Here is a 22,905-nt window from a genome sequence, read left to right on the forward strand (position 1 = left end):
ACGTGTGATTCTTGACCTGGACGCTCTGCGTCCGCATGGCAAACTCAGCATTCTTGTGTAGCGGGCGTTTTCAGGTGAACATGTGAATCTGTGTCTGACACACATTCAATTGGTGTGGCAACCGGGTGTGTGTTCGGGAAGGGGAGACAGTATGGGGAAAAATCGGCCTGCAGACAGGGCCCAATCAGCGGACAAAGTGGCGATTGTAACTGGCGGAGCAAATGGCATCGGCAAAGAGATCTGTATTCGGTTGGCGGAAGCGGGTACCTGCTTGCTGATTGCCGATGTACAGGAGCAAGTGCAGGAAACAGCGGAATCTGTTGCGGCGCAGTTTGAGGTTGCGAGCGATTTTTACATGGGGGACCTAAGCCGTGAAGAACACGGACTGGCAATGATGGAACGGGCAATTGCCCGATTTGGAAAGATTGATGTACTGGTTAACAATGCAGGCGGTGGTGTGATCCTGCCGTTTCTGGAACATACCAGCGAAACACTGAAAACGACGATCGATCGAAACCTGTGGACGACGATCTGGGCGTGTCACGCCGTACTGCCGCACATGGTCGGACAAAATTTTGGCCGGATTATCAACATAGGCGCCGATTCGGTTCGAACCGGCTTGTATAACCATGCGGCATACAACGCTGCCAAGGGGGGCGTACACGCGCTGACAACCGGCCTTGCGCGTGAATTTGTCGACTCTCTGGTACATCAGGAGAGTATTTATCTTATTATATTTCAGAATAGTGTGATAAAAAAGTGTCGCTCTGTCTTTTTGCGAAAAATCGATCACTTTACAAACCAAATCTGGATATAAACAAATAAAAAAGATGGGGGGCACCCCATCTTTTTCATTCCATAATCACCGGCTTTTCACCACGCGGCGCTTTTGTGTCTTTCAAGAAGAAGGCGAAAACGATCGCTACAATAACCACCCATGTGACAACCCAGAATACATCATCCATCGCCTGAACGGTAGAGACTTTTTGAAGTTGTGACATCAACCAGGATGTGGCGGCGCTGTTTGCCAGGTTGCCTGTCAAACCGCCGCTCGAATAAAACTGACTGAGCTGCGACAGGGCACTCGTAACCGCGTAACCGCCAACCGGCATCTGTTCGGAGTTAATGGTAACGTGATAAAATTGGCGCTCCGATAGCAGATTGGACAACCATGCAATCCCAAACGCGGAGCTGACCTGTCGGACCGTGTTGGTCAGTGCGCTGGCCTGTCCGAGGTTTTGCATCGGTACTGTATTCATTCCGGCTGTTGACACCGGCATCATCACGCTTCCAATGCCAATCGCCCGTATTATTAACCACCATGAGACTGTCGAAAAGCTTGTGGCGATATCCAACGATTGAATCAAATAAAAAGAATAGGCGGTTATCGTCAAGCCCGTGATCGCCAACCATTTCACACCGAATTTGTCAAACAGCATTCCGGAAATCGGCATCATAATACCGGCGGCAATCCCTTGCGGCAATAGGACGAGTCCAGTTTCGACAGCAGACAGACCGGAAATGTTTTGCAGAAACACAGGCAGCAAAAACAGGCTGGCAAACAGTGCAATGCTGGCAATACTGGAGATCACCAGAGAGATGGTAAACATTGAATTTTTCATGACACGCAGATCAATCATTGGATGTTCGACTATAAATTCGATCAGCACAAACAATACCAGGCAGCAGAGGCCGACCGAGATATAGAAGATCACCTCGATGTCAGTCCAGCCCTTATCCCCGACAATACCCAATCCATACAGCAAACTGGCGAATCCGGCAGAAGAAGTCAAAAAGCCAAAAAAATCAAATCTTTTCTTTTCGTCCTGCTTAAATTCTTGCAAAACCATTAGAGCGAGTAAAGTATCGAGAATACCGATCGGCACGTTGATGTAGAAAATCAGCCGCCAATCGAGGTATTCCGTGATGTATCCGCCTAATGTCGGTCCAAAGGCGGGCGCAAACATGATCGCAATGCCAAATATCCCCATCGAAAGTCCGCGGCGTTCCGGCGGGAACAGGCGGAACATCATGGCCATCGCCACCGGCATGATGGCTCCTCCACCAATCGCTTGCAGGATACGAAAGATGATCATCGCATTATTGTTCCAGGCCATCCCGCACAATGCCGAACCGATCGTAAACAGGATAACCGAATACACAAAAATCCGTTTGTAACCAAAATTGTCTCCCAGATATCCGGTGATCGGAACGAGCGCACCGACTACCAACGAATAGGCGGTAACCACCCATTGAATATCAGACGTGCCCACCCCAAATACGGACATCATTTTCGGAATCGATACGTTAATAATCGTCGTGTCCAGGACTGACATAAAAGTAGCCAGGATCAGAACGATCATGGGAAGCGCGACTCCCTGTTGCGCAGCTTGTTGCTGATTTTCCATCTGTTTTGAAATTCCCCTCTCAAGTCGCGTTTCAAGCATCTCGATTAGAGCGGTTATATTTTAACAGAGAAAAATCAAATGGGGGAGAAGAAAGGATTGGAATTAATGACAAAATTTTGACACTTTGTCATTCGCCCCAATCTTTTGAACCTGCTGTTATTTTACGAATCTACAGGAAGATTAACTCGTTTTCTGCCACGTACGAAATCTTTTCTTGGTACAGCGGTAGTTTTAATTTATGGAAGCGGCCTTCTGAAATTTCAACAAATTGGGCGGTTTCACCGTATTTATACCTTTTTCGAATGACCATATAGTATTTGTCGGCATGGATCGTTTTTTCACAATAAAACATAGTGGTCAACCCCTTTCCGTTATATCGCTTTTACGCTTTGTTCGCCTGTTCGAATACGGTACACATTATCGAGTGGAACCAATCGGAAACAGGGTTTTTCAGGGGCCAAGGTTTGTGACAATTGAACGATTAGCGGCTTGACGGTTTCATTTTGTACGACAACTTCCACTGTGTAGCAGGCAGTCGTTTCATTTTCCAGTAGGGTCATGCCTGTTACCCCGTTTCGGGTCAACACCGCTTTGATTGCACGCAAATCTTTCTTGACATCAAAAATGAGCTTCATCATAAGCAATCGCCTCCTCATCGGAAATAAAGATTTTCCCATCCCCCAGATTACCGGTTTGCGCGGAATATATGATCGATCGGACCAGTTTTTCCACCAACTGATGATCTACCACAATCTCCAATTTGATTTTCGGCAACGGATAAAAGAACTCCCTTTCTTTACGTTGAACGGTTGATATATGGGAGTAACCAATACCCGACACTTTTGTCATCTGATACGCGATGTCTAGATCGGAAAGTGCTTTGGCTACGGAATCGACTTGATCCGGACGAATAATCGCCTCCACGATTTTCTTCATCACGACTCAACCCCTATCGTTTTATGTTAGGACCATTGTAAAAGGAAATAAGGTTTATTGTGAGAGCAATTGTCAGGTTACATAACACAAAAAGAAATTTTGTTATCGAAAAACAAGCCATTCGTCTCGGAAATGAAAATTTACAATAAAAATGCAGAATTTTATGTCAGGTATTCTTACGTATTTTGTAGGAATTTTCCTGTCCTCTGTTTATATTGTAGTTATGCTGATTTTGCAAAGGAGGCGAATTAGATGACCGGCAAAGGTTTTTTGAAGAGTGGGCATACCCCGTCTTTATTCAGTGCGTTTCTCTATTTTGACGTCAGTTTTATGTTGTGGGTGCTGTTGGGACCGTTGGCGGTGGTTATCGGCAATCAGTTTCATTTGGATGCGGCGCAAAAAGCGAACCTGGTGGCCCTGCCGACGTTGGGAGGCTCCCTGTTGCGACTCGTGCTTGGTTGGATGACCGATTCGATTGGTCCCAAAAAGACCGGACAGATTGGCATGCTGGTTTCGATGATTCCCTTGATCTGGGGATGGCAATTTGCTGATTCTGTCAACCAGCTTTATTTTGTTGCGCTTTTGCTTGGTGTGGCCGGTGCCAGTTTTGCGGCTGCCCTGCCGCTTGCAAGCAGATGGTATCCGCCCCAATACCAAGGGTTGGCAATGGGAATCGCCGGTGCCGGAAACAGCGGGACGATTTTTGCTACTCTGTTTGCCAACCGGATTGCGGAGTACTATGGAGGTTGGCATGCTGTGTTTGGGATTGCGTTGATTCCGCTTGCGCTGACATTTTTGGTGTTCACCCTGCTGGCAAAAGACAGCCCGAATCAACCTGTTCCGCAGACACTGACTGATTACGGACGTGTTTTAAAAGAAAGGGACGCCTGGCTGTTTTGCGTTTTTTACAGTGTAACGTTTGGCGGCTTTGTCGGAATGTCCAGCTACCTGACGATTTTCTTTAATACCCAATATGGGTTAAGTCCGGTCAAAGCGGCTGACTTTACAACGCTGTGTGTGATTGCGGGAAGTTTCTTCCGTCCTGTCGGCGGTTGGTTGGCTGACAGATTTGGCGGGGTTCGCATGCTTGCGATCCTGTATACGTGCGTGGCGGCTATGATGGCGGGAATTTCCACGTTGCCGGGCCTTAGCGTTACAACAGCGATGTTGTTTGTCGCCATGATGAGCTTGGGAATGGGGAACGGGGCCGTATTCCAATTAGTGCCCCAACGTTTTCAAAAAGAAATCGGCATCATGACGGGTGTTGTGGGTGCGGCAGGCGGACTTGGTGGGTATTTCCTGCCCAAGATTCTCGGCAATTTAAAATTGCTGACAGGTTCCTTCACATGGGGATTTTTGATTTTGAGCGGCATCGCGGTCTGTGCGCTGGTGATTTTATACGTCGTACAGGGGAAATGGAAAAATACCTGGATTGGCGAAGGCGGTCGAGTCAAAACGGCTCAGGTTAAGATTAATGTGTAAGAAAATATAACATGTTATGAAAAAAGAAGAAAACAAGAGGGAAAGCGTTATCATTTGAAACTATTATGTAATAAAAGATAACATCAAATGTTTCCTTTTTGTTTTTTTTATCATAAAATACAGACACAAGTATTTCATGTAATAAAAGTTAACATCTATCTGTGGAAGGAGGAAGCGCTGCATGCAGGCGGTTGTTGTAGGTGCAGATGCAAAGTCGGCTGAATGGGTGAGAGCTATCCTGAAGGATACCCCGTATTCGTTTCAATTTCATCCGGTGAATGTACAGACATCTCCTGCAACAACCTCGATTGTTCCTGAGTCTTATGCCAAGACTGTCATTCTGATGGAAGATCTCCTTCAGCTGCAGGAATGGACCAGGCAATTGGTATCGTGTGGGATAGGCCCCGTGTTATGGGGAGTCACCAAAAAATTTGATGAACAGGCCTGGGATTTGGCGATTCAGGCTGGGAGTCACGGAATTGTTTCATCCAATCATGACAGAACTACAGTGCTGGGATCTATCAAAATGGCAATGGCGAACTGGCAAAGGGAACTTGCCTATCGGAAGAAAATCGAAAAGGCTTTGACCGATCTGGAACACCGCAAAACGATTGAAAAGGCGAAGGGGCTGCTGATGGATCGGCTTCACCTGACCGAATCGGAAGCGTTTGGCAAAATCCGGTCGGAGGCGATGTGCCAACGGAAGACCATGGCGCAAATTGCGGAAAGCATCTTACTGATGGAACGCATGACGGGGTTTTCGTAATCAATCTGAATAGGAGAATGGAGGGTTTTCAATGAAGAAAATGCTTCTGATGCTGACTGCGATTTACTTTGCATTAACGGGTAACGCGTTTGCGGCGGATGAGCCGACTGTCACCGATGCGATTCATGCGGTTGACGCGATGTGGGTAATTGTGGCGGGAGTTCTGGTGTTTTTCATGCAAGCCGGTTTTGCCTTGCTGGAAGCAGGCGCTACCCGGATGAAAAACGCCGGTCATATCGCAGGCAAAAACATTCTTAGCTTTGCGATTGCAACGCTCGTGTTCTGGGCCGTCGGATTTGCTATCACATTTGGCGCAGGAAACAGCATTATCGGAACAAGCGGCTGGTTTTTAAACGTTGCCGAGGATCAAGTTAAAGACGTGTTCAGTTCACTTGCATGGACGGATACGCCGCTGGCTGCTAAATTCCTTTTCCAACTGGTGTTTGCGGGTGTTTCGCTCGCCATCTTCTGGGGAGGTATTGCGGAACGGGCAAAATTGATTGTCTACTTCGTATTTGGAGCATTGTTTATCGGCTTTGTCTACCCGGTTGTCGGTCACTGGATTTGGGGCGGTGGCTGGTTGTCGACGCTTGGCATGCAGGATTTTGCCGGTTCGACGGTTGTGCATTTGGCAGGTGGAACGGCCGCGCTCGTGGGCGCATTGCTGCTCGGCCCAAGAATCGGAAAATACAACAAGGATGGCACGTCGAACAACATTCCGGGTCATAACACGGTCTACTCCGTGCTTGGTGTAATTATCCTCTGGTTTGGCTGGTTCGGTTTCAATCCAGGTTCCACAATGGCAGCAAACGGAACGTTCTTCACGTACGTCGCGATGACGACCAATTTGGCGGCAGCTGCCGGTGCTGTTGCAGCGCTGATCACGGCTTGGGCGGTACTTGGCAAACCGGATATCGGTTACATGTTAAATGGAGTATTGGCAGCACTCGTTGCAATTACCGCGTCCTGCGCGTTCGTAAAACCTTGGGCGGCTGTTGTCATCGGTGCGATTGCCGGAATTATTATGGTATTCTCGGTAATCTTCTTTGACCGGGTGGTGAAAGTGGACGATCCGGTAGGCGCCTTTTCGGTGCACGGTGTGGCAGGCATTTGGGGAACACTTTCGACCGGATTTTTTGCGGCTCCTGATTTGGTGGAAAAAACGGGTGTCGGCAAACCGGGACTGTTTTACGGCGGCGGGTTGGAGCAGTTATGGGTGCAATTTTTAGGAGTGGCGGCTTCCTTCGCTTATGTGTTTATCGCCTCCCTGATCATTCTGTTAGTGATTAAAGTGACGGTAGGACTTCGGATCAGCCGGGAAGAAGAAATTATCGGTCTGGATGTCAGCGAACACGGGGCGTCCGGTTACCCGGAACAACTCCCCAACGGAGGTTCCTACGGCAAGGCAACGGAAGCTTTCTAAAACAGGATTCCGTACATGCGGGTGGGGCAACAACTGTTGCCCCTTTCGCTATTTTCAAGAGAGAGATTAGTGCCAAGAAGGGAGAGTGACGACTTTGATGTCTACAGCATTGGAACTCCATCTCACTTTTCTTTTACGGCTTTGCTTAAGTATATTGTTAGGCGGCGTACTGGGATGGGAACGGGAGCGCAAAAATAAATCCGCAGGTATAAAAACTCACATTCTTGTTTCCGTCTCCGGATGTTTGTTGATATGGCTCTCCACCTATTCGTTTATTGATTTTACAGATCATCCAAACGCAAGATTTGATCCTGCGCGGCTCGCGGCGCAAGTCGGCGGAGGTATCGGTGGATTTCTGGCGGCCGGGATTGTACTTCGGAATGATAAGTTTGCGATTAGCGGATATTCGACCGCCGGGATGTTACTTTTAGCCATGATTATCGGGTTCGCAGTCGGCAGTGGTCAATATTTTGTTTCGATTGTGACGGTAGGGGCTGTTATGCTGTGCATGATTTGGATTCCTGCGTTGCAGAGGCGGATTCAGAAACCGCAACGGAAACAGTTGGTATATGTCTCTGTGGATCGGCCGGCGCTGCTCGCCGAAATAACAGCAATTTTAGGTAGAAATGGGATTAATATCACCAATGTATCCATGCAGTCGGATGATGATGTTTTTACCACCACGATTGAATTTTCCTGCCCTGCTGCTCTTGATTGGCAGGAACTCATACAGACAATCTCAAAAGTAGATAGTGTTTTATCGGTAAATTTAGAATGAAAATGACAGGAAGTGATGGGGTGGAGGCAGACCGGAAATTAAGCTTGACGTGGATCAAAAATGAAGTGGGAAGCGCGAATGATGTCCGTACTCTGCGAGCGATTCATGACCAGATGCCGGATATGGCCCTTGCATGGCAGAAACAGGGAATGCACTCTACCGAAATCCACTCATCTATCAACTGTTGGCACGATACGCTGATCGGCCGGGTCATCGAATTGGTGCTCGCGGATATGGAACAGGCTGGCTGGGGTACTCCTCCGTCCCCTTTTTGCTGGCTTTTATTAGGCAGCGGCGGACGGCGAGAACAGACCTTGCAACCCGATCAGGACAATGCACTGCTGTATCTGGGTGGATCCGCCGCAGAACAGGACGAAGTAAAGCTGTATTTCAAGTCATTAGCCGAGAGGGTTGTCACCCGTTTGGCCGAGATTGGATACCCTTATTGTCCGGGCTTTGTGATGGCCACCAACCCAAGATGGAATCTGTCGTTGCAAAATTGGCAGGAGCAGATCCAATCCTATACGGATGTTCCAAACTGGGACCACACAAGGTTCCTGATGATGGCAGCCGATATCCGGGCCGTTTTTGGCGATCCGGATTTGCCTCGTCAATTTCGGGGATGGTTGATTGAACATTTGCGTTGTCAACCGTTCGTGCATTGGCAGGTCGCCAGTCACGGTTTGCAGCAGTCGGTTCCGCTCGATTTCAGAGGCCGTTTTCTGGTCGACAAATGGGGCGAGCATGCAGGCGAGTTCCATTTAAAAGACACCTATCTGCAATTGGTCAACTGTGTCCGGCTCTGGTCGATCGCAAACGGAATCGAGGCTGTTGCCACCCTAAGCCGGATTCAGGAACTGCATCAGCGGTGTATTTGGGAGCCGGTCACGGCCGATGGGATCGCGAATGCGTTTCTGGTTTTGATGGGCCATCGGCTCTGGAGCAATTATGTTCCAACAAATCGTTTATCTGACGCAGACAAAACGGAACTCGCAAATGCAATCAAGCGAATCCGTGCGTTGCAAAAACTGACAGCCAAAAAATTTCGCAAGCCGGAGTGAGCAGGCATGAGTCAAGATCGCAGCGGATTTTTCCGCAGATTGTTACAAACCCGTTCCCATAATGTACTGCCAGCCTTGTCTGCCGTTTCGCCGGAAAAAATGCAGGGGGAAGCGTTTATTCGCCAACTGCTGAAAGAGGCAAAATCGGAAGACGGCTGGGACGCGCCTCTTCTGCAGACTCGCTTTGTGGTAGTCGATACGGAAACGACCGGGTTCAATCCTTCGTTCGATGTTCTGATTTCGATCGGGGCGGTGGAAATGCATGGAGATCGCATCGAATTGGGCAATCCGTATCATTCTCTGATTCGACCGGAATTTGACCGGTTCATTCCGGCGGTGGTCACGAAACTGACCGGTATTACAAACGAACAGGCCGCTGCGGCACCTGATATCAAACTGGTGCTGCAGCAGTTTTTGGAATATGCCAAAGACGGCGTATTGGTGATGCATCATGCGAGCCACGACATTCGCTTTCTAAACGCCGCTCTGTGGCGGTTCTCAAGAGCGCACCTGACACACCGAATCCTTGATACGCACGATGTAGCCAAATGGCTGCATCCGAGATGGAATCAATACGGATTGGACGATCTGCTGCAGACCTACCAAATTCCTGTTCTGGGGCGTCACACGGCACTCGGTGACGCGAAAATGACGGCGGAGTTGTGGAAACGATTGCTGACCGAGTCGATTGCCAAAGGAATCGAAACGTTTGGGGAACTTCGGGAACAAATGGTGTTGGCAAACAGGTGAGATATGTATTTCATCCAAACGTGTTTCGTGCTACCCTTTTAGGTAGCACTTTTTTACTACCTCAGAATGCATAACTTTCGGAGGCGTTTATGTCTACAGAATCACATTCGTTGCAAATTGACATCGATTCCATTACACAAGGCCTCAATCCGCAGCAGAAGGAAGCGGTGGAGACGACAGAGGGCCCGTTGCTGATTTTAGCCGGGGCCGGCTCTGGAAAAACGAGCGTGATGACACGCCGGATTGCGTATCTGATGGGTCGCCGGGGCGTGCAGCCGTGGAATATTTTGGCGATCACGTTTACCAATAAAGCGGCAAAGGAAATGAACGAGCGGGTCGAGAAATTGGTCGGCGAAGCGGCTGGCGACATCTGGATGAGCACGTTTCATGCCATGTGTGTGAAAATCTTGCGGCGGGAAGCGGAGCGGCTTGGCTACCAGAACAATTTTTCGATCCTCGATGCGGACGATCAGATGTCCGCCATTAAGCAGTGCATGCTCGATCTGAACTACGATCTGAAAAAATTTGACCCGAATTTGATCCATTGGAAAATTTCCGCCGCCAAGAACGAACTGCTGACCCCCGACGAGTTTCGAAAATCGGCGGGGCGCTCGCTGGCCGATTCGGTCGCGGCCGACGTATACCGGGAATATCAATTTAAATTAAACAGCGTGAATGCGCTCGATTTTGACGATCTGATTTTCAAAACGGTGCAGTTGTTTGAAGAGCAGCCGGACGTTCTGGTCGCCTATCAGGACAAATTTCGCTACATTCATGTGGACGAGTATCAGGACACCAACCGGGCCCAGTACAAACTGGTCAGCCTTTTGGCGGCCAACTATCGAAATATCTGCGTGGTGGGCGATGCGGATCAGGCGATTTACCGTTGGCGGGGCGCGGACATCTCAAACATCCTGAATTTTGAGCGGGACTATCCGGAAGCAAAAGTCATTCTGTTAGAGGAGAATTACCGTTCGACCGGTATGATTCTGGATGCGGCGAACGCCGTGATCCGTCACAACACCATGCGGAAAGAAAAGAATCTGCGCTCCGTCAAAGGGCCGGGCGAGAAACTGTCCGTTTACGCGGCGCTCGACCAGGCGGATGAGGCGGCGTACGTGGTGGCAAAGGTGCAGGAGTACATTGCAAACGGCGGCCAATTCCGTGACTGCACGGTCCTGTACCGGGCCAACGCTCAGTCGCGCGCGATTGAGGAAGTCTTTCTGCAGGCGGCTATTCCTTACAAAATCATCGGCGGTATGACATTCTACGACCGGCGCGAGATCAAGGACGTAATGGCCTACCTGAAAGCGATCTCCAACCCGCAGGACGAAATTTCCCTGCTGCGGATTGTCAACGTTCCGAAACGAAGTATTGGCGAGGGCACGATCAAACGGCTGCTCGACTATGCGCGTGACCAAGATCTTTCCCTGCTGCAGGCGATGGGCGAGGCGGAGAAAGCGGATATCGGCGCAAAGGCGCTGGAATCGGTCAAAAAATTCCACTTGCTGATGAGCGACCTTCACTTTGCGCAGGAAGGCCTGTCGGTCACCGAATTTTTACAATTGATGCTGCACCGCACCGGCTACCGGGAAATGTATGAGGCAAGCGGCAAAGAAGAAGATCAGAGCCGGTTGGAGAATATAGACGAACTGCTGACCGTGACCCGTGCATTTGACAAGAGACGGCGCGGTTCATTGGCCGATTTTTTGGCGGAGACGTCGCTGTTGTCCGATACGGACAAGGAAACGGGGAAGAAAGACAACGCCGTCCACATGATGACCATGCACGCCGCAAAAGGATTGGAGTTTCCGGTCGTGTTTGTGATTGGCATGGAGGAGACGATTTTTCCGCATGCGCGCTCGATGGACAGCCCGGAGGGAATCGAGGAGGAGCGCAACCTGTGCTATGTGGCGATTACGCGGGCACAGGAGAAACTGCATCTGACGTACTGCTCGGAACGGACAATTTACGGGGAGCTGCAAATGAACGATCCGTCCCGTTTCCTTGCTGAAATACCGGAAGAGTACACGGAGAAATCGGGGGCCGATTTTCAGGTCGTCCCCCGCTGGGACATCGGTCTGCGCGTCCGTCACCCGCAGTATGGCGTAGGGGTCATTATGGACATGAGCGGCAAAGACGACGAACTCGAATTGGAGATCACCTTCCAATCCAAGTACGGTACCAAAAAGGTCAAGCCGAGGACCACCAAGCTGCGGGTGATTGAGAAGTGACGGAGAAAATCGGGAAGTAACGGAGAAAACGGGGAAATGAAGAAACCTGGGGAAACGGAGAAACTTGGGAGGATAAAAGGGGGCAACGGCATCTGGGCTGACTGCCCCTTTTCAGTGTTTGTTAGGACTTGAAGATCACTAACGTTACATCGACGACGTCATGGAGAGCCTGTTTTCTTTTTGTAAATGCTCGCAAACTCGGTCATCCTATCGGTATATTACCCGAGCAGATCCGAAGAGGTATTTAGGTCTCTCTTAGCCTGCTTTAAGATGGAGTTAAATGTGCCAGTGGGTTACTGAGGTTATCTTCTCCTAACAACCTGGGAACTAAAAGTTTAATGCAAGCACTTGATGAAAGATTTTAGAGTGATGAATTGTCCCATCATTTAAAGCTTCTTAGCAAACACCAACGTTTTATAGTCCGGAACATTACTCCAAAACGTATCCTCTTTCTCGAGCAGTAAGTCATATCCTTTTTTGCGGTAAAAGGGAATTGCTTTCAAATTCCGGTTGGACGTGGACAAATGGATGCCTGCCACGCCGCTTTTTCGCACATGCTGTTCAAATCGATCCAATAATTTGGAACCGATTCCACAGTGCTGATATTCGGGCAGCACATTAATATGCAGATGGGCCGGATACACCTTATAGAGGGGATTTGGCTCGATTTTGGAACGGGCGCCCTTTAGAAAGAAGATGACTTCGCGAAAAGACTCGGTATATCTCCATCCGGTATAGAACAGAAGTCGGAGGGCAATTCTCCATCCCATTTTCCAGGCAAACTGTCTGTTTTGATTGCGGGTGTCCAGGGTTCCCAAAATATATCCCACCACTTTGTCGCCATTTGATCGATCGACAGCGACAAAACAGTGTTCCGTTTCGTAACGCAGATAAAACAGACAGAACAGGTAACCGAAAAGCTTGCGGTCGTTAAACCGGTTTGTCCCTGATAAATCCTGTCCCATAAACCCGGTCCGATAACAGATTTGCAAGACGCTTTGTTCATCTGCATGTTGATAAGGCCGTATATAAATGTCTGGCATCAACGATCCCTCAATCTTTCAGTGGTTTTGGCGGTGTTGGAATTATATAAAGCAGCACCAGTTGTTTTTCCTTTTACCCTGTGTTAAAATGTCATTTGTTAATCAAGGCGGTCCGCTGTCAGCCTGAATATGTGGCATGAACGCCTGCAGGGAAGGAGGAAATCAGCATGAACCAAGAACTCTTGCGTCAAATTATCGACGAACAGCTTCGCAAGGACATCCCAAGTTTCCGTCCTGGCGATACGGTTAAAGTACACGTGAAAGTAAAAGAAGGAAACCGCGAACGGATTCAGTTGTTCGAAGGTGTTGTGATTAAGCGCCGGGGAAGCGGCATTTCCGAAACGTTTACTGCTCGCAAAATTTCGAACGGCGTTGGCGTGGAACGTACATTCCCGCTCCACTCCCCAAAGATCGAGAAGATCGAAGTCGCTCGCCGCGGTCGGGTACGCCGCGCGAAACTGTACTACCTGCGGAACTTGACAGGTAAGGCAGCTCGCATTAAAGAAATTCGCTAAATAGATATTGAGAGGGGACTTGTGGAAGCAAGTCCCTTTTTCATAAACACGTTTTCGTTTAAGAGTTGGGCGGGAGGGAAACGCTATGGCAGAAAATCATTCCGAAAACAAGAAGAACGAAACATGGGAATGGATTAAATCACTGGGAATTGCCATAATCTTGGCGCTTGCCATTCACCAATTCGTATTTGCCCAATTTATGGTGGACGGCGAATCCATGATGCCGACTATGCAGAACCAGGAACGTCTGATCGTCAACAAGCTGATTTACCATATCCATTCTCCACAACGGGGAGAAATCATCGTGTTTCAATACCCGTCTGACACAACCAAAGATTTTATCAAGCGTGTAATCGGACTGCCCGGTGACACGATCGAAGTAAAGGGCGGCAAGGTGTACCGGAACGGGCAGGCGTTAAACGAGCCTTATTTGGGCGAACCGACCTTTGGTGCCTATGGCCCGGTGACAGTTCCGACAGGTAAGGTGTTCGTGATGGGAGACAACCGCAACAATTCAAAGGACAGCCGGGATCCTTCCGTCGGTTTCGTACCGGATAATCTGGTGGTGGGCCGTGCGGATCTGATTTTCTGGCCGGTCTCCAACATGAAACTTTTCCCGTTTAAGTAGACAAGGGGGAAGCAAGATGACAATTCAATGGTTTCCCGGCCATATGGCAAAGGCCCGGCGGGAAGTCACGGAAAAATTAAAGCTGGTGGATGTAGTGTATGAACTGGTGGACGCCCGCATCCCGCTTTCCAGCCGGAATCCGATGATGAACGAAATTACGCAGCAGAAACCGCGGATTGTTCTATTGAACAAAGCCGATTTGGCCGATTCTGAGATTACGAAAGAATGGATTCGCTATTTTGAAAAAGCAGGTACCCCTGCCGTTCCGGTCATCGCCACACAGGGCGAAGGGTTCCGCAAACTGGAATCGGAAGCCAAACGTCTGGTGGCACCAAAAATGGAAGCGATGATGAAAAAAGGGATCCGTCCCCGCGCCGTGCGTGCCATGATCTTAGGTATTCCAAATGTCGGCAAATCGTCACTGATTAACCGGATGGCAAACCGGAACATCGCCAAAACAGGCGACAAGCCGGGGGTTACGAAGGCGCAGCAGTGGATCAAGGTAGGGAAAGATTTTGAACTGCTTGATACACCGGGGATTCTCTGGCCGAAGTTTGAAGATCCGGAAGTCGGCGTCAGATTGGCGTTGACGGGTGCCATTAAAGACGAGGTGCTGGAAACGGACAAACAGGAGGTCGCCTATTTCCTGGTGAAATGGCTGCGGGATACGTACCCGGGCGTTTTGGAATCCCGTTACAAACTGGAAAATTTGCCGGTGGAAGCATGGGACATCGTGCTCGAAATTGGCCGCAAACGCGGCGCTGTTCGATCTGGCGGCGTAATTGACGAAATGGCCGCCTGCGATTTGATTTTACGCGAGTTTCGCGGCGGACTGCTTGGCAAAATTTCGTTGGAACGGCCCAGCCTCACACCCGATTCAACCATCAAACAAAAAGAACCGGAAAACGTGTGAATCGAGAAAATCGGTTCACACGTTTTCAGTTTTCACCTCTCTGTTGTCGGACCAGTCGTCTCCCCGCTGCTTATTCCCCGATTTGCAGCCGGTCCCCCGGTTTCATGAGACGAACCGGAACATCCAGCTCTTTTGCGCGGTTCGTTAATCGTACCAACAAATTGGGCGTTTCACAGTAGAGAGGCGGATTATCAAATTCCTGATAGTGGATCGGAACCAATTGTCCGGACCGCAATATAGAGGCGGCTGACGCGGCCTGTTCAGGCGTCAGGCAGGCTTCCACTCCGCTCGGAATTAATCCCGGATACTGGACAACGGCCCCGTTCACCGGCAGACAGGCGGCATCGAACGGACCGTATTTTTGGGCAATGCGCCACCAATGCCCGTGCCACAGCGTATCTCCGCAATGAATCATCTTTTTGCCTCCTCCTTCCACGATCCAGGCGACTTGCGGAAATCCGAATCCGTCAGCCGAATACACGGCGGTTATCTGCAGGGAACCGATTTTCTCCTGCTGGTCGAAAGCCATCCCGTTTACGTTTTGCAGAGAAGTTTTTGGGGCGCCAAGAACAGCCTCGTTCGGCAGATAAACAGGGATATGATCGCCGAACATTCCCGCAATCAGCTGCGGATCAAAATGGTCCGGATGCAAATGGGTAACCAGTACGGCAGAAACGGATCGCATCTGCTCCAGGGATACTAACGGTGCAAGTGGATGGCCCATTAACTGCGCAAATTCCGGTGTGACATTTGCAATCGGATCGATCAAAATGCTCGTGTCGCCAGACTGAACGAACACGCCTGCCCAAGACAACCGCTGTAAAATCATATGTATACAACCTCCCAATGTGATTTTAAAGTTAATATATAATACTTAATATATAAAAACAACTAACTATGCAAAATGTAATTATGCTATGATATTCGTAAACATCCAACCAAAAAAGGTGAAACGTATGAGCAAGCAATATAACTTACCGTGCAACATCGCGAGAACATTGGAAATTGTGGGGGACAGGTGGACGCTGCTGATCGTTCGCGATCTGCTGTTTGGGGTCCGCAAGTTTAGCGACTTGAAAAAATCGCTTGACGGCATTTCGCCCAATATCCTGTCGGAACGTCTGCAGGAGCTGGAACAGCAGGGGCTCGTAACATCCAGTCTGTATTCGGCGCATCCGCCTCGTTACCAATACGAATTGACTGCAAAGGGGAGCGATCTCCGACATGTGCTGAATGCATTGGCGATTTGGGGAAATCGTCATCTCACCCCGAAATACAAAAAATTGGTGCATGATACATGCGGACACGAAGTGAAAAGTGCTTATTATTGCCCTGATTGTGACGAGTATGTGAAAAACATCTCGTATCAGGACAACCAATCGGAATAGCAGGAAGTAGGCACGCCTCTGCCGAAATGGTAAGTAACTTAGAAGGAGAGGCTTGCATGAACGATCTGCGTAAATTGACAATCGACCAACTGAGAAACTGGTTGGCCTCACAGACCGAATTATCCGAAACAGACATAAAGCAACTGAGACAAGACACAAGAGCGGGTGTGCGGGCACTGGTGGAGTCCCAGCTGCGCAAACGGGCAGCCATTCAGGCGGAAGCGGAGCGCATGGAACGATTGTGGGACTATGAACGATCGCTTGCCGCAAAAGGGTTCCGGCTGATTGCCGGGATCGACGAAGCGGGACGCGGTCCGCTGGCCGGTCCGGTAGTGGCGGCTGCCTGCATCCTGCCAATCGGCATTGTCATACCGAAATTGAACGATTCCAAGCAGATCAGTCCGCAGCAGCGGGAAGAACTGTTCCACCAAATACGGGAACAAGCGGTTGCGTATGGGATCGGGATGGCAGATGTTGACTATATCGACACCTATAACATTTTGCAAGCTACATATGCAGCAATGCGGCGGGCGATCCGCGCGATCGGTACGGAACCGGACCATCTGCTCACCGATGCGGTCACGATTCCAGATGTCGCCGTCCCGCAACAGGCTGTAATAAAAGGGGATGCAAAGAGCCATTCGATTGCGGCCGCATCGATATTGGCCAAAGTGACACGAGATCAGATGATGATCGAATATGGACGCATGTATCCGGAGTACGGATTTGAGCAGCACATGGGGTACGGTACGCCGGAACACATCGCGGCTTTGCAAAAATACGGCGTTTGTCCGATTCACCGCAAGTCGTTTGCCCCGGTCACAGCCCTGTTGTCAACCCATTGATCGGGGGGCCGTTTTTTCAGCAGGCAACCGGGTTCATACAGGCACGCAGGGCATTCCGGCCGTGAGGGAGGGGATTCTGATGAATATTTTGCCGTCGCTGTTGCAGGTTTTGGGGCAAACATTGCGTCCGGATACCTCTGCCAAACGGATCGAACTGGCAGTCGGCGAAACGTTGAATGGCATTGTGCTGGATGTGCTTGACCGTGAAACCGCGTTGGTGGACATTAAAGGGCTGACAGTCAGAGCGCAAACGGATACTGCCGTGACAAAAGGCGCCGTATTGCCGTTGGTGGTGGTCGGTACAACCGATAACGGCCTGTTCGAACTGAAAATCAATTCGTTTGCAATGGCACATACAGAGAATCAGGCGCTTCCAGCCCGGGGGGACACGACAGGCTCGGAAACAGCGCTTCCGCTTGACAGGCTGCTGCAAAATTTACAGGTTAAAGATTCCGCTTTTACCCGCCAGGTTGCCAGTCGCCTGCTGTCAGCCGGGATTTCTGTTACCCCTTCTCTTTTGCAATCGATTGAGCAGCTCTATTCCAAGGTGGAACAGGCGGGACAAAGTCAGTCTGCGCTGGACACCATTTTGCAAATGGTACAGAAAAAGATTCCGCTGACCGAATCCGCTTTTCGCGCGCTCGATTCCTTGCAGCAGGGGCCATCGCTCAGCGAAATGGTCTCCCGGCTGCTGTCGCAACCGATTGCGCCATCGGTCGAGAATCAAAACGAGCAGGGGGGCGGAACGTCTCTCTTAAAAGCGGAAACGTCCCTTCCGAAAGCCGGACCCCCTGATTCGAAAGTGGGAATTCCCGATCCAAAAGCCAACATTCCGAATCGTGCGGACGGCAAACCGGATCAAACGAGAGAGCCCATCGTGCGGGAGGGAGCAGATGCAAAGGGAGCAGAGGCAAATCCCATGGCGAATCGGCCATCATCCTCGGAAATCGGCCAAACCGCAGCGCGGGCAAATACGGCGGCACAGCAAAGCACGGTCGTACAGGCAAATACGGCGGAAGAGATAAACCTGGCAGCAGACAGAATACCGTCTGCGTGGAGACAAGCCTCTGCGGTTCCTGACGGCCAGACCCGTTCTCCGCGCCAGTTGGAAGCGGCAGACAACCGGATGCAGATGTCGGCGGCTGCTGACCTTTTTGGCAAAACCAAGCCGGAAGATGCTGCCAAACTGGCCGATCGTTTGGCAGCTTCCTTCCCGCTTACAGATATGCGGATTGAACTGGATCGCTTGGCCGATCTGTCGCCAGGTGAACGGGGAGCGGCAGTGAAGGCTGTTGTAGAAAAATTGGGATTGTCGCACGAACAGCATGTCGCCCAACTGGTGAAAACGGATTTTGCCGGAGCAGTGCCGGAAACGCTCAAATCGCTTTTGCTGGCCGAGGTTCAGTCGGGTACGGCACAGCCGGTTGCGGAACAGATTCTCACCCATTTAACAGGGCAGCAGTTGATGCATTCTGCAAAAGACGACAACAGCCCGTTTCTTTATCAGTATTTGACGCTTCCTGTTTTGGTAGGCAAACAGACGTCAGACGCCAAGGTTCACCTGTTGACCCGGCGCAAAAAAGGGCGCGAATTAGACCCTTACAATTGTTTTCTTTATTTTCATCTGCAACTGCCGTCATTGGGGGATCTGGGCATTCATGTGCAAATCGTCGAGCGAATCGTTTCCCTCCGTTTTATTACGGAGCGGGAAAAAAATCTCTCGCTTGCCGATGACACATTGGCTCCTTTGCGGGATGGATTAAAACAGATCGGCTATCAGTTGGGCGGTGTCCGCCAGGAGGCGGGACAGGCAAACACAAGGCAGCCGTTCGCCAACCTCTCTCCCATTTTGACAAATGGGCTGCTGGATCTGAAAATCTGAGGCGGTGGAACAATGAGTGACCAACAGCGCAACAAAAATCGGGTCCCGCGTGCCGCTGCCCTGACCTACAATCCGGAGACTGATCAAGCGCCGCGTGTGGTAGCCAGCGGCCAGGGAGAAATCGGCCGCAAAATCATCGAAGCGGCCAAACAGAACGGGGTACCTGTGCATGAAGACCCTGTTTTGGTGGAAACATTGCTGGCTTTTGAGATCGGTCGCGAAATTCCGCCGGAACTGTACCAGGTGGTGGCAGAGGTGCTGGCATTCGTCCAATCTATGGAGCGCAGATCGAACCATTCGAAGTAATGCATGCTTCGCTTCTTGGTGTCAGGAGTGATACGAATGAAAGACCAACGGCTCCAAACAGGTCGACAAGGGGAACAGCTTGCAAAACGTTATCTGGAGTCGCAAGGTTGGCACATCGTGGCAACCAACTGGCGGTGCCGGGCAGGCGAAATCGATATTGTGGCGCAAGACGGCAATTGTCTCGTATTTGTCGAAGTACGAACACGAACCTCAAATCGGTTTGGTTCGCCTTCCGAATCGGTCGATTGGCGAAAGCAGAAGAAGATTCGGCAAGTAGCGTCCATTTTTTTGTCGATGAATACGGTTTGCGTATCACGCATCCGATTTGATATGATCAGCATACGGATGGTTGAGAACGGACAAACTCCGGCGCTCGAACATATAGAGAATGCATTTTGAGGAGTGGATCAAATGGTGTGGTATTGGGTAACCGGAATAGTGGCTCTTTTAGTCGGGATTGTCGCCGGATTTTACATAGCGGTGCAATATATGAAACGGCAAATGGCAAATATGACGATGTCTGATGAGGACATTCAAGCAATGGCAAGAAGCATGGGGCGCAATTTGAATCAAAAACAGTTGGCTCGCATTTCACGTCAAATGAAAAATGTCAACGCAAAAGCGTTGGCCAACCAGTCCAAAAAGAAAAAATGACGCTTTGAATGGCGGTGCCCCTGACTTCGGTCGGGGGTTTATGGTTTAGGAAAAGAGAGGTCAAGCATGATAAAAAGTGGTGTTTTGTTTCTTTCTTTCCTGCTTGCAGTGGGTGTGTCAAGCGGATGTGGACCGGCTGGACAGGCCGTTCCGGAACAGGGGGCCCCGCACAGTCAAACGGGACAAACCGTTTATCCGCTCACACTGCAGGATGCGACAGGAAATCAGGTAACGATTCAATCGGAACCGCAGAGGATCGTTTCCTTGCTGCCGAGCCAGACTGAAATTCTGTTCGCTTTAGGCTTGGGCGACCGCGTGGTAGGGGTTGATAAATGGTCCGACTATCCGCCGGAGGCGAAGAAAAAGCCGGTTGTCGGAGCGATGACAATAGATCCCGAATTGGTATTGGCGCAAAAACCGGATCTTGTTTTAGGCGGTGCAACAGCCGATCCGCAAGGGGTCGCCAAACTTCGTTCGCTGGGGCTGACCGTTTTTGCCACAGAACCGACCAACATGGCGGAAACGGAGCAGGCTATCGAGACGATAGGGAAGTTGACTAACCGGAGTCAAGCGGCTGTTTCCGTCATCCATTCCATGCAGGAAACGGTTCGTTCGATTCAGGATAAACGTACAGCAGCAGCGAGCCAGAAAGAGCCGGTCGTCTATCTGGAAATTTCGCCGGATCTCTATACAGCCGGAAAAAATACGTTTCTCGATGAACTGGTGACGCTGGCGGGTGGCCGCAACGCATTCGGTGAACAATCAGGCTGGCTGAAAACAGACGGAGAGACGGTTGCCGCCAAAAAGCCGGACGTGATTCTAACCACAACGATGGGAAATCCGCAGGAGATCGTGCAGGATATTTTACAACGGCCCGGTTGGCAAACGATCCCAGCCGTTAAAAACAAGAGAGTGATTGCTTTGGATCCGAACCTCGTTTCCAGGCCGGGCCCCCGTTTACCGGAGGGGTTTGTGGCAATTGCCAAAGCGATCCATCCTGACTGGTTTGCGAAATGAAGAGCGGGACGCGGAGCCTCCACAAAAAACGGAAATTTATAGGAGGTATCAGTTTGCTTTTGGCAGTTTTGTGTTTAACTGTCGGATTTGCCGTGTCCGTCGGAAGCACAACGATCCCATTTTCCCACTCGGTATCTTATTTGCTGTCCAGAATGCCTGTCGTGGGCTCGCTGCTGCCTGTCAATTGGACGGAAACAGAGGCGTCGATCCTCTGGCAGATTCGCCTGCCCCGCGTTACGTTGGGGCTGTTGGTTGGCGCATTGCTTGCATTGGCCGGCACCGCCTTGCAGGGATTGTTGCGAAATCCATTGGCCGATCCCTATATTTTAGGTGTGTCGGCGGGAGCTTCGGTCGGAGCGGCCTCTGTGATCGCGGTTGTGGGCGGTGGACTGGCGGCAGCCGGATTTTTGCTTCCGCTGGCTGCCTTTGTTGGTGCGCTGTTGGCTGTTTTTGCAATGTTTGGGGTGGCAAGCGCCGCACGCAGCCTGCGGACAGAAACCCTTCTGTTGTCCGGGGTGGTCGTGAACTCGTTTTTTTCTGCTGCCTTGACCTTTCTTCTTTCGTTGTCGTCAGGCAACCAGACCCAGCAAATCGTGTTCTGGATGTTGGGAAGTCTTGGCCTGCGCAGTTGGCATCATAATCTGATTCTGTTGCCCTTTTTCGCCGTAGGTTTTCTGGTCATTTGGGCGTTTGCGAGAGAACTGAACACATTCGGGATGGGGGAGGAAGGGGCTGCAACGCTTGGCGTTCCTCTTACACCCACAAAATGGGTGCTGCTGCTGACCGTTTCGTTAGTGACAGCGGCCGCTGTTTCCGTGGCGGGAATCATCGGCTTTGTCGGTCTTGTGATTCCGCATATGATGCGGCGGATGATCGGTTCCGATCATCGTCTGCTGATTCCTTTCGCTGCATTGGCAGGCGGAATTTTTCTTGTGCTTTGTGATACGGTTGCCAGAACGCTGTTGGCGCCTGTTGAACTTTCGATTGGAGCCGTGACAGCGGCTATCGGGGCTCCTTTTTTTGCGTGGCAATTGCAGAGGAGCCGGAGGGGAGAAAGATGATCCAACTGCAGGAAGTATCCGTATCGTTTGGCGGCCGGTCGATTTTGCAGAAGATCAGTTTGCAAGCAGAGAAAGGGCAAAGCATCGGAATTATAGGGCCAAACGGAGCAGGCAAATCCACATTGTTGAAAGTGATTGCAGGGCAATGGATGCCGTCGCAGGGGGAAGTGACGTTTGCCGGGAAACCGATCCAATCCTATGGCAAAAAACAGTTGGCCCGGCACATCGCTTTCATGCGGCAAAATGTGGTTTACGAACTGAACGATAGGGTCTATGATACGGTGATGCTTGGCCGATATCCGTTTTTAAAGCGTTTTTCGTCTGAACAGCCGCTGGATCATGAAATCTGCCGCCAATCCTTGCAGCGGACCGATACATGGGAATTGCGCAACCGCTATCTGGATCAACTGAGCGGCGGGGAGCGGCAGCGTGTTTTGCTTGCGCAAGTATTGGCGCAACAGCCGAAACTGCTGCTGCTCGATGAGCCGACCACGTACCTGGACCTTCACCGCCAGGTGGAACTGCTTTCTTTTTTGAAACAGGAGCAGCAAAATGGATTGGCGTGGATTGCCGTTTTGCATGACTTGAACCTGGCGGCACAGTTTTGCGATCAATTGGTATTGCTTGACGCTGGAAAATTGGTTCAAATGGCCGCCCCGGCCATCATGCTCCGTTCCCCCGCAATCGAGGATGTTTTCCAGATCCGTACCGTTGTTCTGGACATCCCGTCCTTGCATGTGCCGCAGATTGTGGTAACAGGCAACAAATAAGTGGAAAAGGCAATAAATAAAATGGCCCGCCGATATTCAGGGGCC

General features: G+C 50.5%; 26 protein-coding genes. 20 read left to right on the forward strand and 6 right to left on the reverse strand.

What is annotated here, in order from left to right:
• The first annotated feature begins 151 nt into the window (after nt 1-151).
• On the forward strand, nt 152-817 hold the full coding sequence (locus skT53_RS00985) for an SDR family NAD(P)-dependent oxidoreductase (RefSeq protein ID WP_200759359.1): 666 nt from the start codon (nt 152-154) through the stop codon (nt 815-817).
• A 34-nt stretch (nt 818-851) separates the two neighbouring features.
• On the opposite strand, the gene skT53_RS00990 is transcribed toward skT53_RS00985, so the two are convergent.
• The 4 genes from skT53_RS00990 to skT53_RS01005 form a co-directional block, all read right to left on the reverse strand.
• On the reverse strand, nt 852-2,408 hold the full coding sequence (locus tag skT53_RS00990; protein ID WP_200759360.1) for a DHA2 family efflux MFS transporter permease subunit: 1,557 nt from the start codon (nt 2,406-2,408) through the stop codon (nt 852-854).
• A 169-nt stretch (nt 2,409-2,577) separates the two neighbouring features.
• Nucleotides 2,578-2,760 carry a hypothetical protein gene (locus tag skT53_RS00995; protein ID WP_200759361.1) on the reverse strand — a complete coding sequence of 61 codons (183 nt, stop codon included), beginning with the start codon at nt 2,758-2,760 and terminating at the stop codon, nt 2,578-2,580.
• 19 nt (nt 2,761-2,779) lie between these two features.
• Nucleotides 2,780-3,046, reverse strand: coding sequence for a hypothetical protein (locus skT53_RS01000; RefSeq protein ID WP_200759362.1), 267 nt, complete (start codon nt 3,044-3,046; stop codon nt 2,780-2,782).
• Nucleotides 3,027-3,344, reverse strand: coding sequence for a P-II family nitrogen regulator (locus skT53_RS01005; protein ID WP_200759363.1), 318 nt, complete (start codon nt 3,342-3,344; stop codon nt 3,027-3,029). Before skT53_RS01005 ends, skT53_RS01000 begins: the two co-directional genes overlap by 20 nt.
• A 252-nt stretch (nt 3,345-3,596) precedes the next feature.
• Here skT53_RS01005 and skT53_RS01010 point away from each other — a divergent pair, with 252 nt between their 5' ends.
• The 7 genes from skT53_RS01010 to pcrA all read left to right on the forward strand — a co-directional run bounded on the left by skT53_RS01010 (nt 3,597) and on the right by pcrA (nt 11,838).
• Nucleotides 3,597-4,826 carry a nitrate/nitrite transporter gene (locus skT53_RS01010; RefSeq protein WP_200759364.1) on the forward strand — a complete coding sequence of 410 codons (1,230 nt, stop codon included), beginning with the start codon at nt 3,597-3,599 and terminating at the stop codon, nt 4,824-4,826.
• A 181-nt stretch (nt 4,827-5,007) separates the two neighbouring features.
• A complete protein-coding gene (locus tag skT53_RS01015) occupies nt 5,008-5,592 on the forward strand; it encodes an ANTAR domain-containing response regulator (RefSeq protein ID WP_200759365.1) in 585 nt (194 codons plus the stop codon).
• Between the two features lie 40 nt (nt 5,593-5,632).
• On the forward strand, nt 5,633-7,015 hold the full coding sequence (locus skT53_RS01020) for an ammonium transporter (protein WP_404828947.1): 1,383 nt from the start codon (nt 5,633-5,635) through the stop codon (nt 7,013-7,015).
• 97 nt (nt 7,016-7,112) lie between these two features.
• The gene (locus skT53_RS01025; RefSeq protein ID WP_200759367.1) at nt 7,113-7,793 is read left to right on the forward strand and encodes an MgtC/SapB family protein; all 681 of its coding nucleotides are present in this window, start codon (nt 7,113-7,115) and stop codon (nt 7,791-7,793) included.
• Nucleotides 7,794-7,813: 20 nt separating this feature from the next.
• The gene (locus skT53_RS01030; protein ID WP_200759368.1) at nt 7,814-8,854 is read left to right on the forward strand and encodes a DUF294 nucleotidyltransferase-like domain-containing protein; all 1,041 of its coding nucleotides are present in this window, start codon (nt 7,814-7,816) and stop codon (nt 8,852-8,854) included.
• 6 nt (nt 8,855-8,860) lie between these two features.
• Entirely contained in the window at nt 8,861-9,604 is a 744-nt protein-coding gene (locus skT53_RS01035) for an exonuclease domain-containing protein (RefSeq protein WP_200759369.1), read from the forward strand.
• An 89-nt stretch (nt 9,605-9,693) separates the two neighbouring features.
• The gene (gene pcrA, locus skT53_RS01040) at nt 9,694-11,838 is read left to right on the forward strand and encodes a DNA helicase PcrA (RefSeq protein ID WP_200759370.1); all 2,145 of its coding nucleotides are present in this window, start codon (nt 9,694-9,696) and stop codon (nt 11,836-11,838) included.
• A 386-nt stretch (nt 11,839-12,224) separates the two neighbouring features.
• Here the strand turns inward: pcrA and skT53_RS01045 are convergent, their stop codons facing one another.
• A complete protein-coding gene (locus skT53_RS01045; RefSeq protein ID WP_200759371.1) occupies nt 12,225-12,881 on the reverse strand; it encodes a GNAT family N-acetyltransferase in 657 nt (218 codons plus the stop codon).
• A 167-nt stretch (nt 12,882-13,048) separates the two neighbouring features.
• Between skT53_RS01045 and rplS the strand changes: the two genes are divergently transcribed.
• The 3 genes from rplS to ylqF all read left to right on the forward strand — a co-directional run bounded on the left by rplS (nt 13,049) and on the right by ylqF (nt 14,937).
• Nucleotides 13,049-13,396 carry a 50S ribosomal protein L19 gene (rplS, locus tag skT53_RS01050; RefSeq protein ID WP_200759372.1) on the forward strand — a complete coding sequence of 116 codons (348 nt, stop codon included), beginning with the start codon at nt 13,049-13,051 and terminating at the stop codon, nt 13,394-13,396.
• An 85-nt stretch (nt 13,397-13,481) separates the two neighbouring features.
• Nucleotides 13,482-14,024, forward strand: coding sequence for a signal peptidase I (gene lepB / locus skT53_RS01055; RefSeq protein ID WP_200759373.1), 543 nt, complete (start codon nt 13,482-13,484; stop codon nt 14,022-14,024).
• A gap of 16 nt (nt 14,025-14,040) precedes the next feature.
• Nucleotides 14,041-14,937 carry a ribosome biogenesis GTPase YlqF gene (gene ylqF / locus skT53_RS01060; RefSeq protein ID WP_200759374.1) on the forward strand — a complete coding sequence of 299 codons (897 nt, stop codon included), beginning with the start codon at nt 14,041-14,043 and terminating at the stop codon, nt 14,935-14,937.
• Nucleotides 14,938-15,007: 70 nt separating this feature from the next.
• Here the strand turns inward: ylqF and skT53_RS01065 are convergent, their stop codons facing one another.
• Nucleotides 15,008-15,766, reverse strand: coding sequence for an MBL fold metallo-hydrolase (locus tag skT53_RS01065; RefSeq protein ID WP_200759375.1), 759 nt, complete (start codon nt 15,764-15,766; stop codon nt 15,008-15,010).
• 127 nt (nt 15,767-15,893) lie between these two features.
• On the opposite strand from skT53_RS01065, the gene skT53_RS01070 reads away from it, so the two are divergent.
• From skT53_RS01070 to skT53_RS01110, 9 genes are all read left to right on the forward strand, one after another.
• Nucleotides 15,894-16,325: a winged helix-turn-helix transcriptional regulator gene (locus skT53_RS01070; RefSeq protein ID WP_200759376.1), complete on the forward strand. Its 432-nt coding sequence runs from the start codon at nt 15,894-15,896 to the stop codon at nt 16,323-16,325.
• Nucleotides 16,326-16,390: 65 nt separating this feature from the next.
• Nucleotides 16,391-17,170 (forward strand): ribonuclease HII, encoded by a 780-nt coding sequence (locus skT53_RS01075; RefSeq protein ID WP_200760820.1) that lies wholly within the window; start codon nt 16,391-16,393, stop codon nt 17,168-17,170.
• Nucleotides 17,171-17,249: 79 nt separating this feature from the next.
• Nucleotides 17,250-19,052: a flagellar hook-length control protein FliK gene (gene fliK, locus skT53_RS01080; protein ID WP_200759377.1), complete on the forward strand. Its 1,803-nt coding sequence runs from the start codon at nt 17,250-17,252 to the stop codon at nt 19,050-19,052.
• Between the two features lie 12 nt (nt 19,053-19,064).
• A complete protein-coding gene (locus skT53_RS01085; RefSeq protein ID WP_200759378.1) occupies nt 19,065-19,358 on the forward strand; it encodes an EscU/YscU/HrcU family type III secretion system export apparatus switch protein in 294 nt (97 codons plus the stop codon).
• 36 nt (nt 19,359-19,394) lie between these two features.
• Nucleotides 19,395-19,757 (forward strand): YraN family protein, encoded by a 363-nt coding sequence (locus skT53_RS01090; protein WP_200759379.1) that lies wholly within the window; start codon nt 19,395-19,397, stop codon nt 19,755-19,757.
• A gap of 12 nt (nt 19,758-19,769) precedes the next feature.
• Nucleotides 19,770-20,012, forward strand: a complete 243-nt coding sequence (locus skT53_RS01095; RefSeq protein WP_200759380.1) for a YneF family protein — start codon at nt 19,770-19,772, stop codon at nt 20,010-20,012.
• A gap of 66 nt (nt 20,013-20,078) precedes the next feature.
• A complete protein-coding gene (locus skT53_RS01100; RefSeq protein ID WP_200759381.1) occupies nt 20,079-21,029 on the forward strand; it encodes an ABC transporter substrate-binding protein in 951 nt (316 codons plus the stop codon).
• A gap of 53 nt (nt 21,030-21,082) precedes the next feature.
• Entirely contained in the window at nt 21,083-22,090 is a 1,008-nt protein-coding gene (locus skT53_RS01105; protein ID WP_226375300.1) for a FecCD family ABC transporter permease, read from the forward strand.
• Nucleotides 22,087-22,860 carry an ABC transporter ATP-binding protein gene (locus tag skT53_RS01110; RefSeq protein WP_200759383.1) on the forward strand — a complete coding sequence of 258 codons (774 nt, stop codon included), beginning with the start codon at nt 22,087-22,089 and terminating at the stop codon, nt 22,858-22,860. The genes skT53_RS01105 and skT53_RS01110 overlap by 4 nt, the downstream gene beginning before the upstream one ends.
• Nucleotides 22,861-22,905: the final 45 nt, after the last annotated feature.

The organism is Effusibacillus dendaii (genome assembly GCF_015097055.1).
GTDB classification, from domain to species: Bacteria; Bacillota; Bacilli; order Tumebacillales; family Effusibacillaceae; genus Effusibacillus; species Effusibacillus dendaii.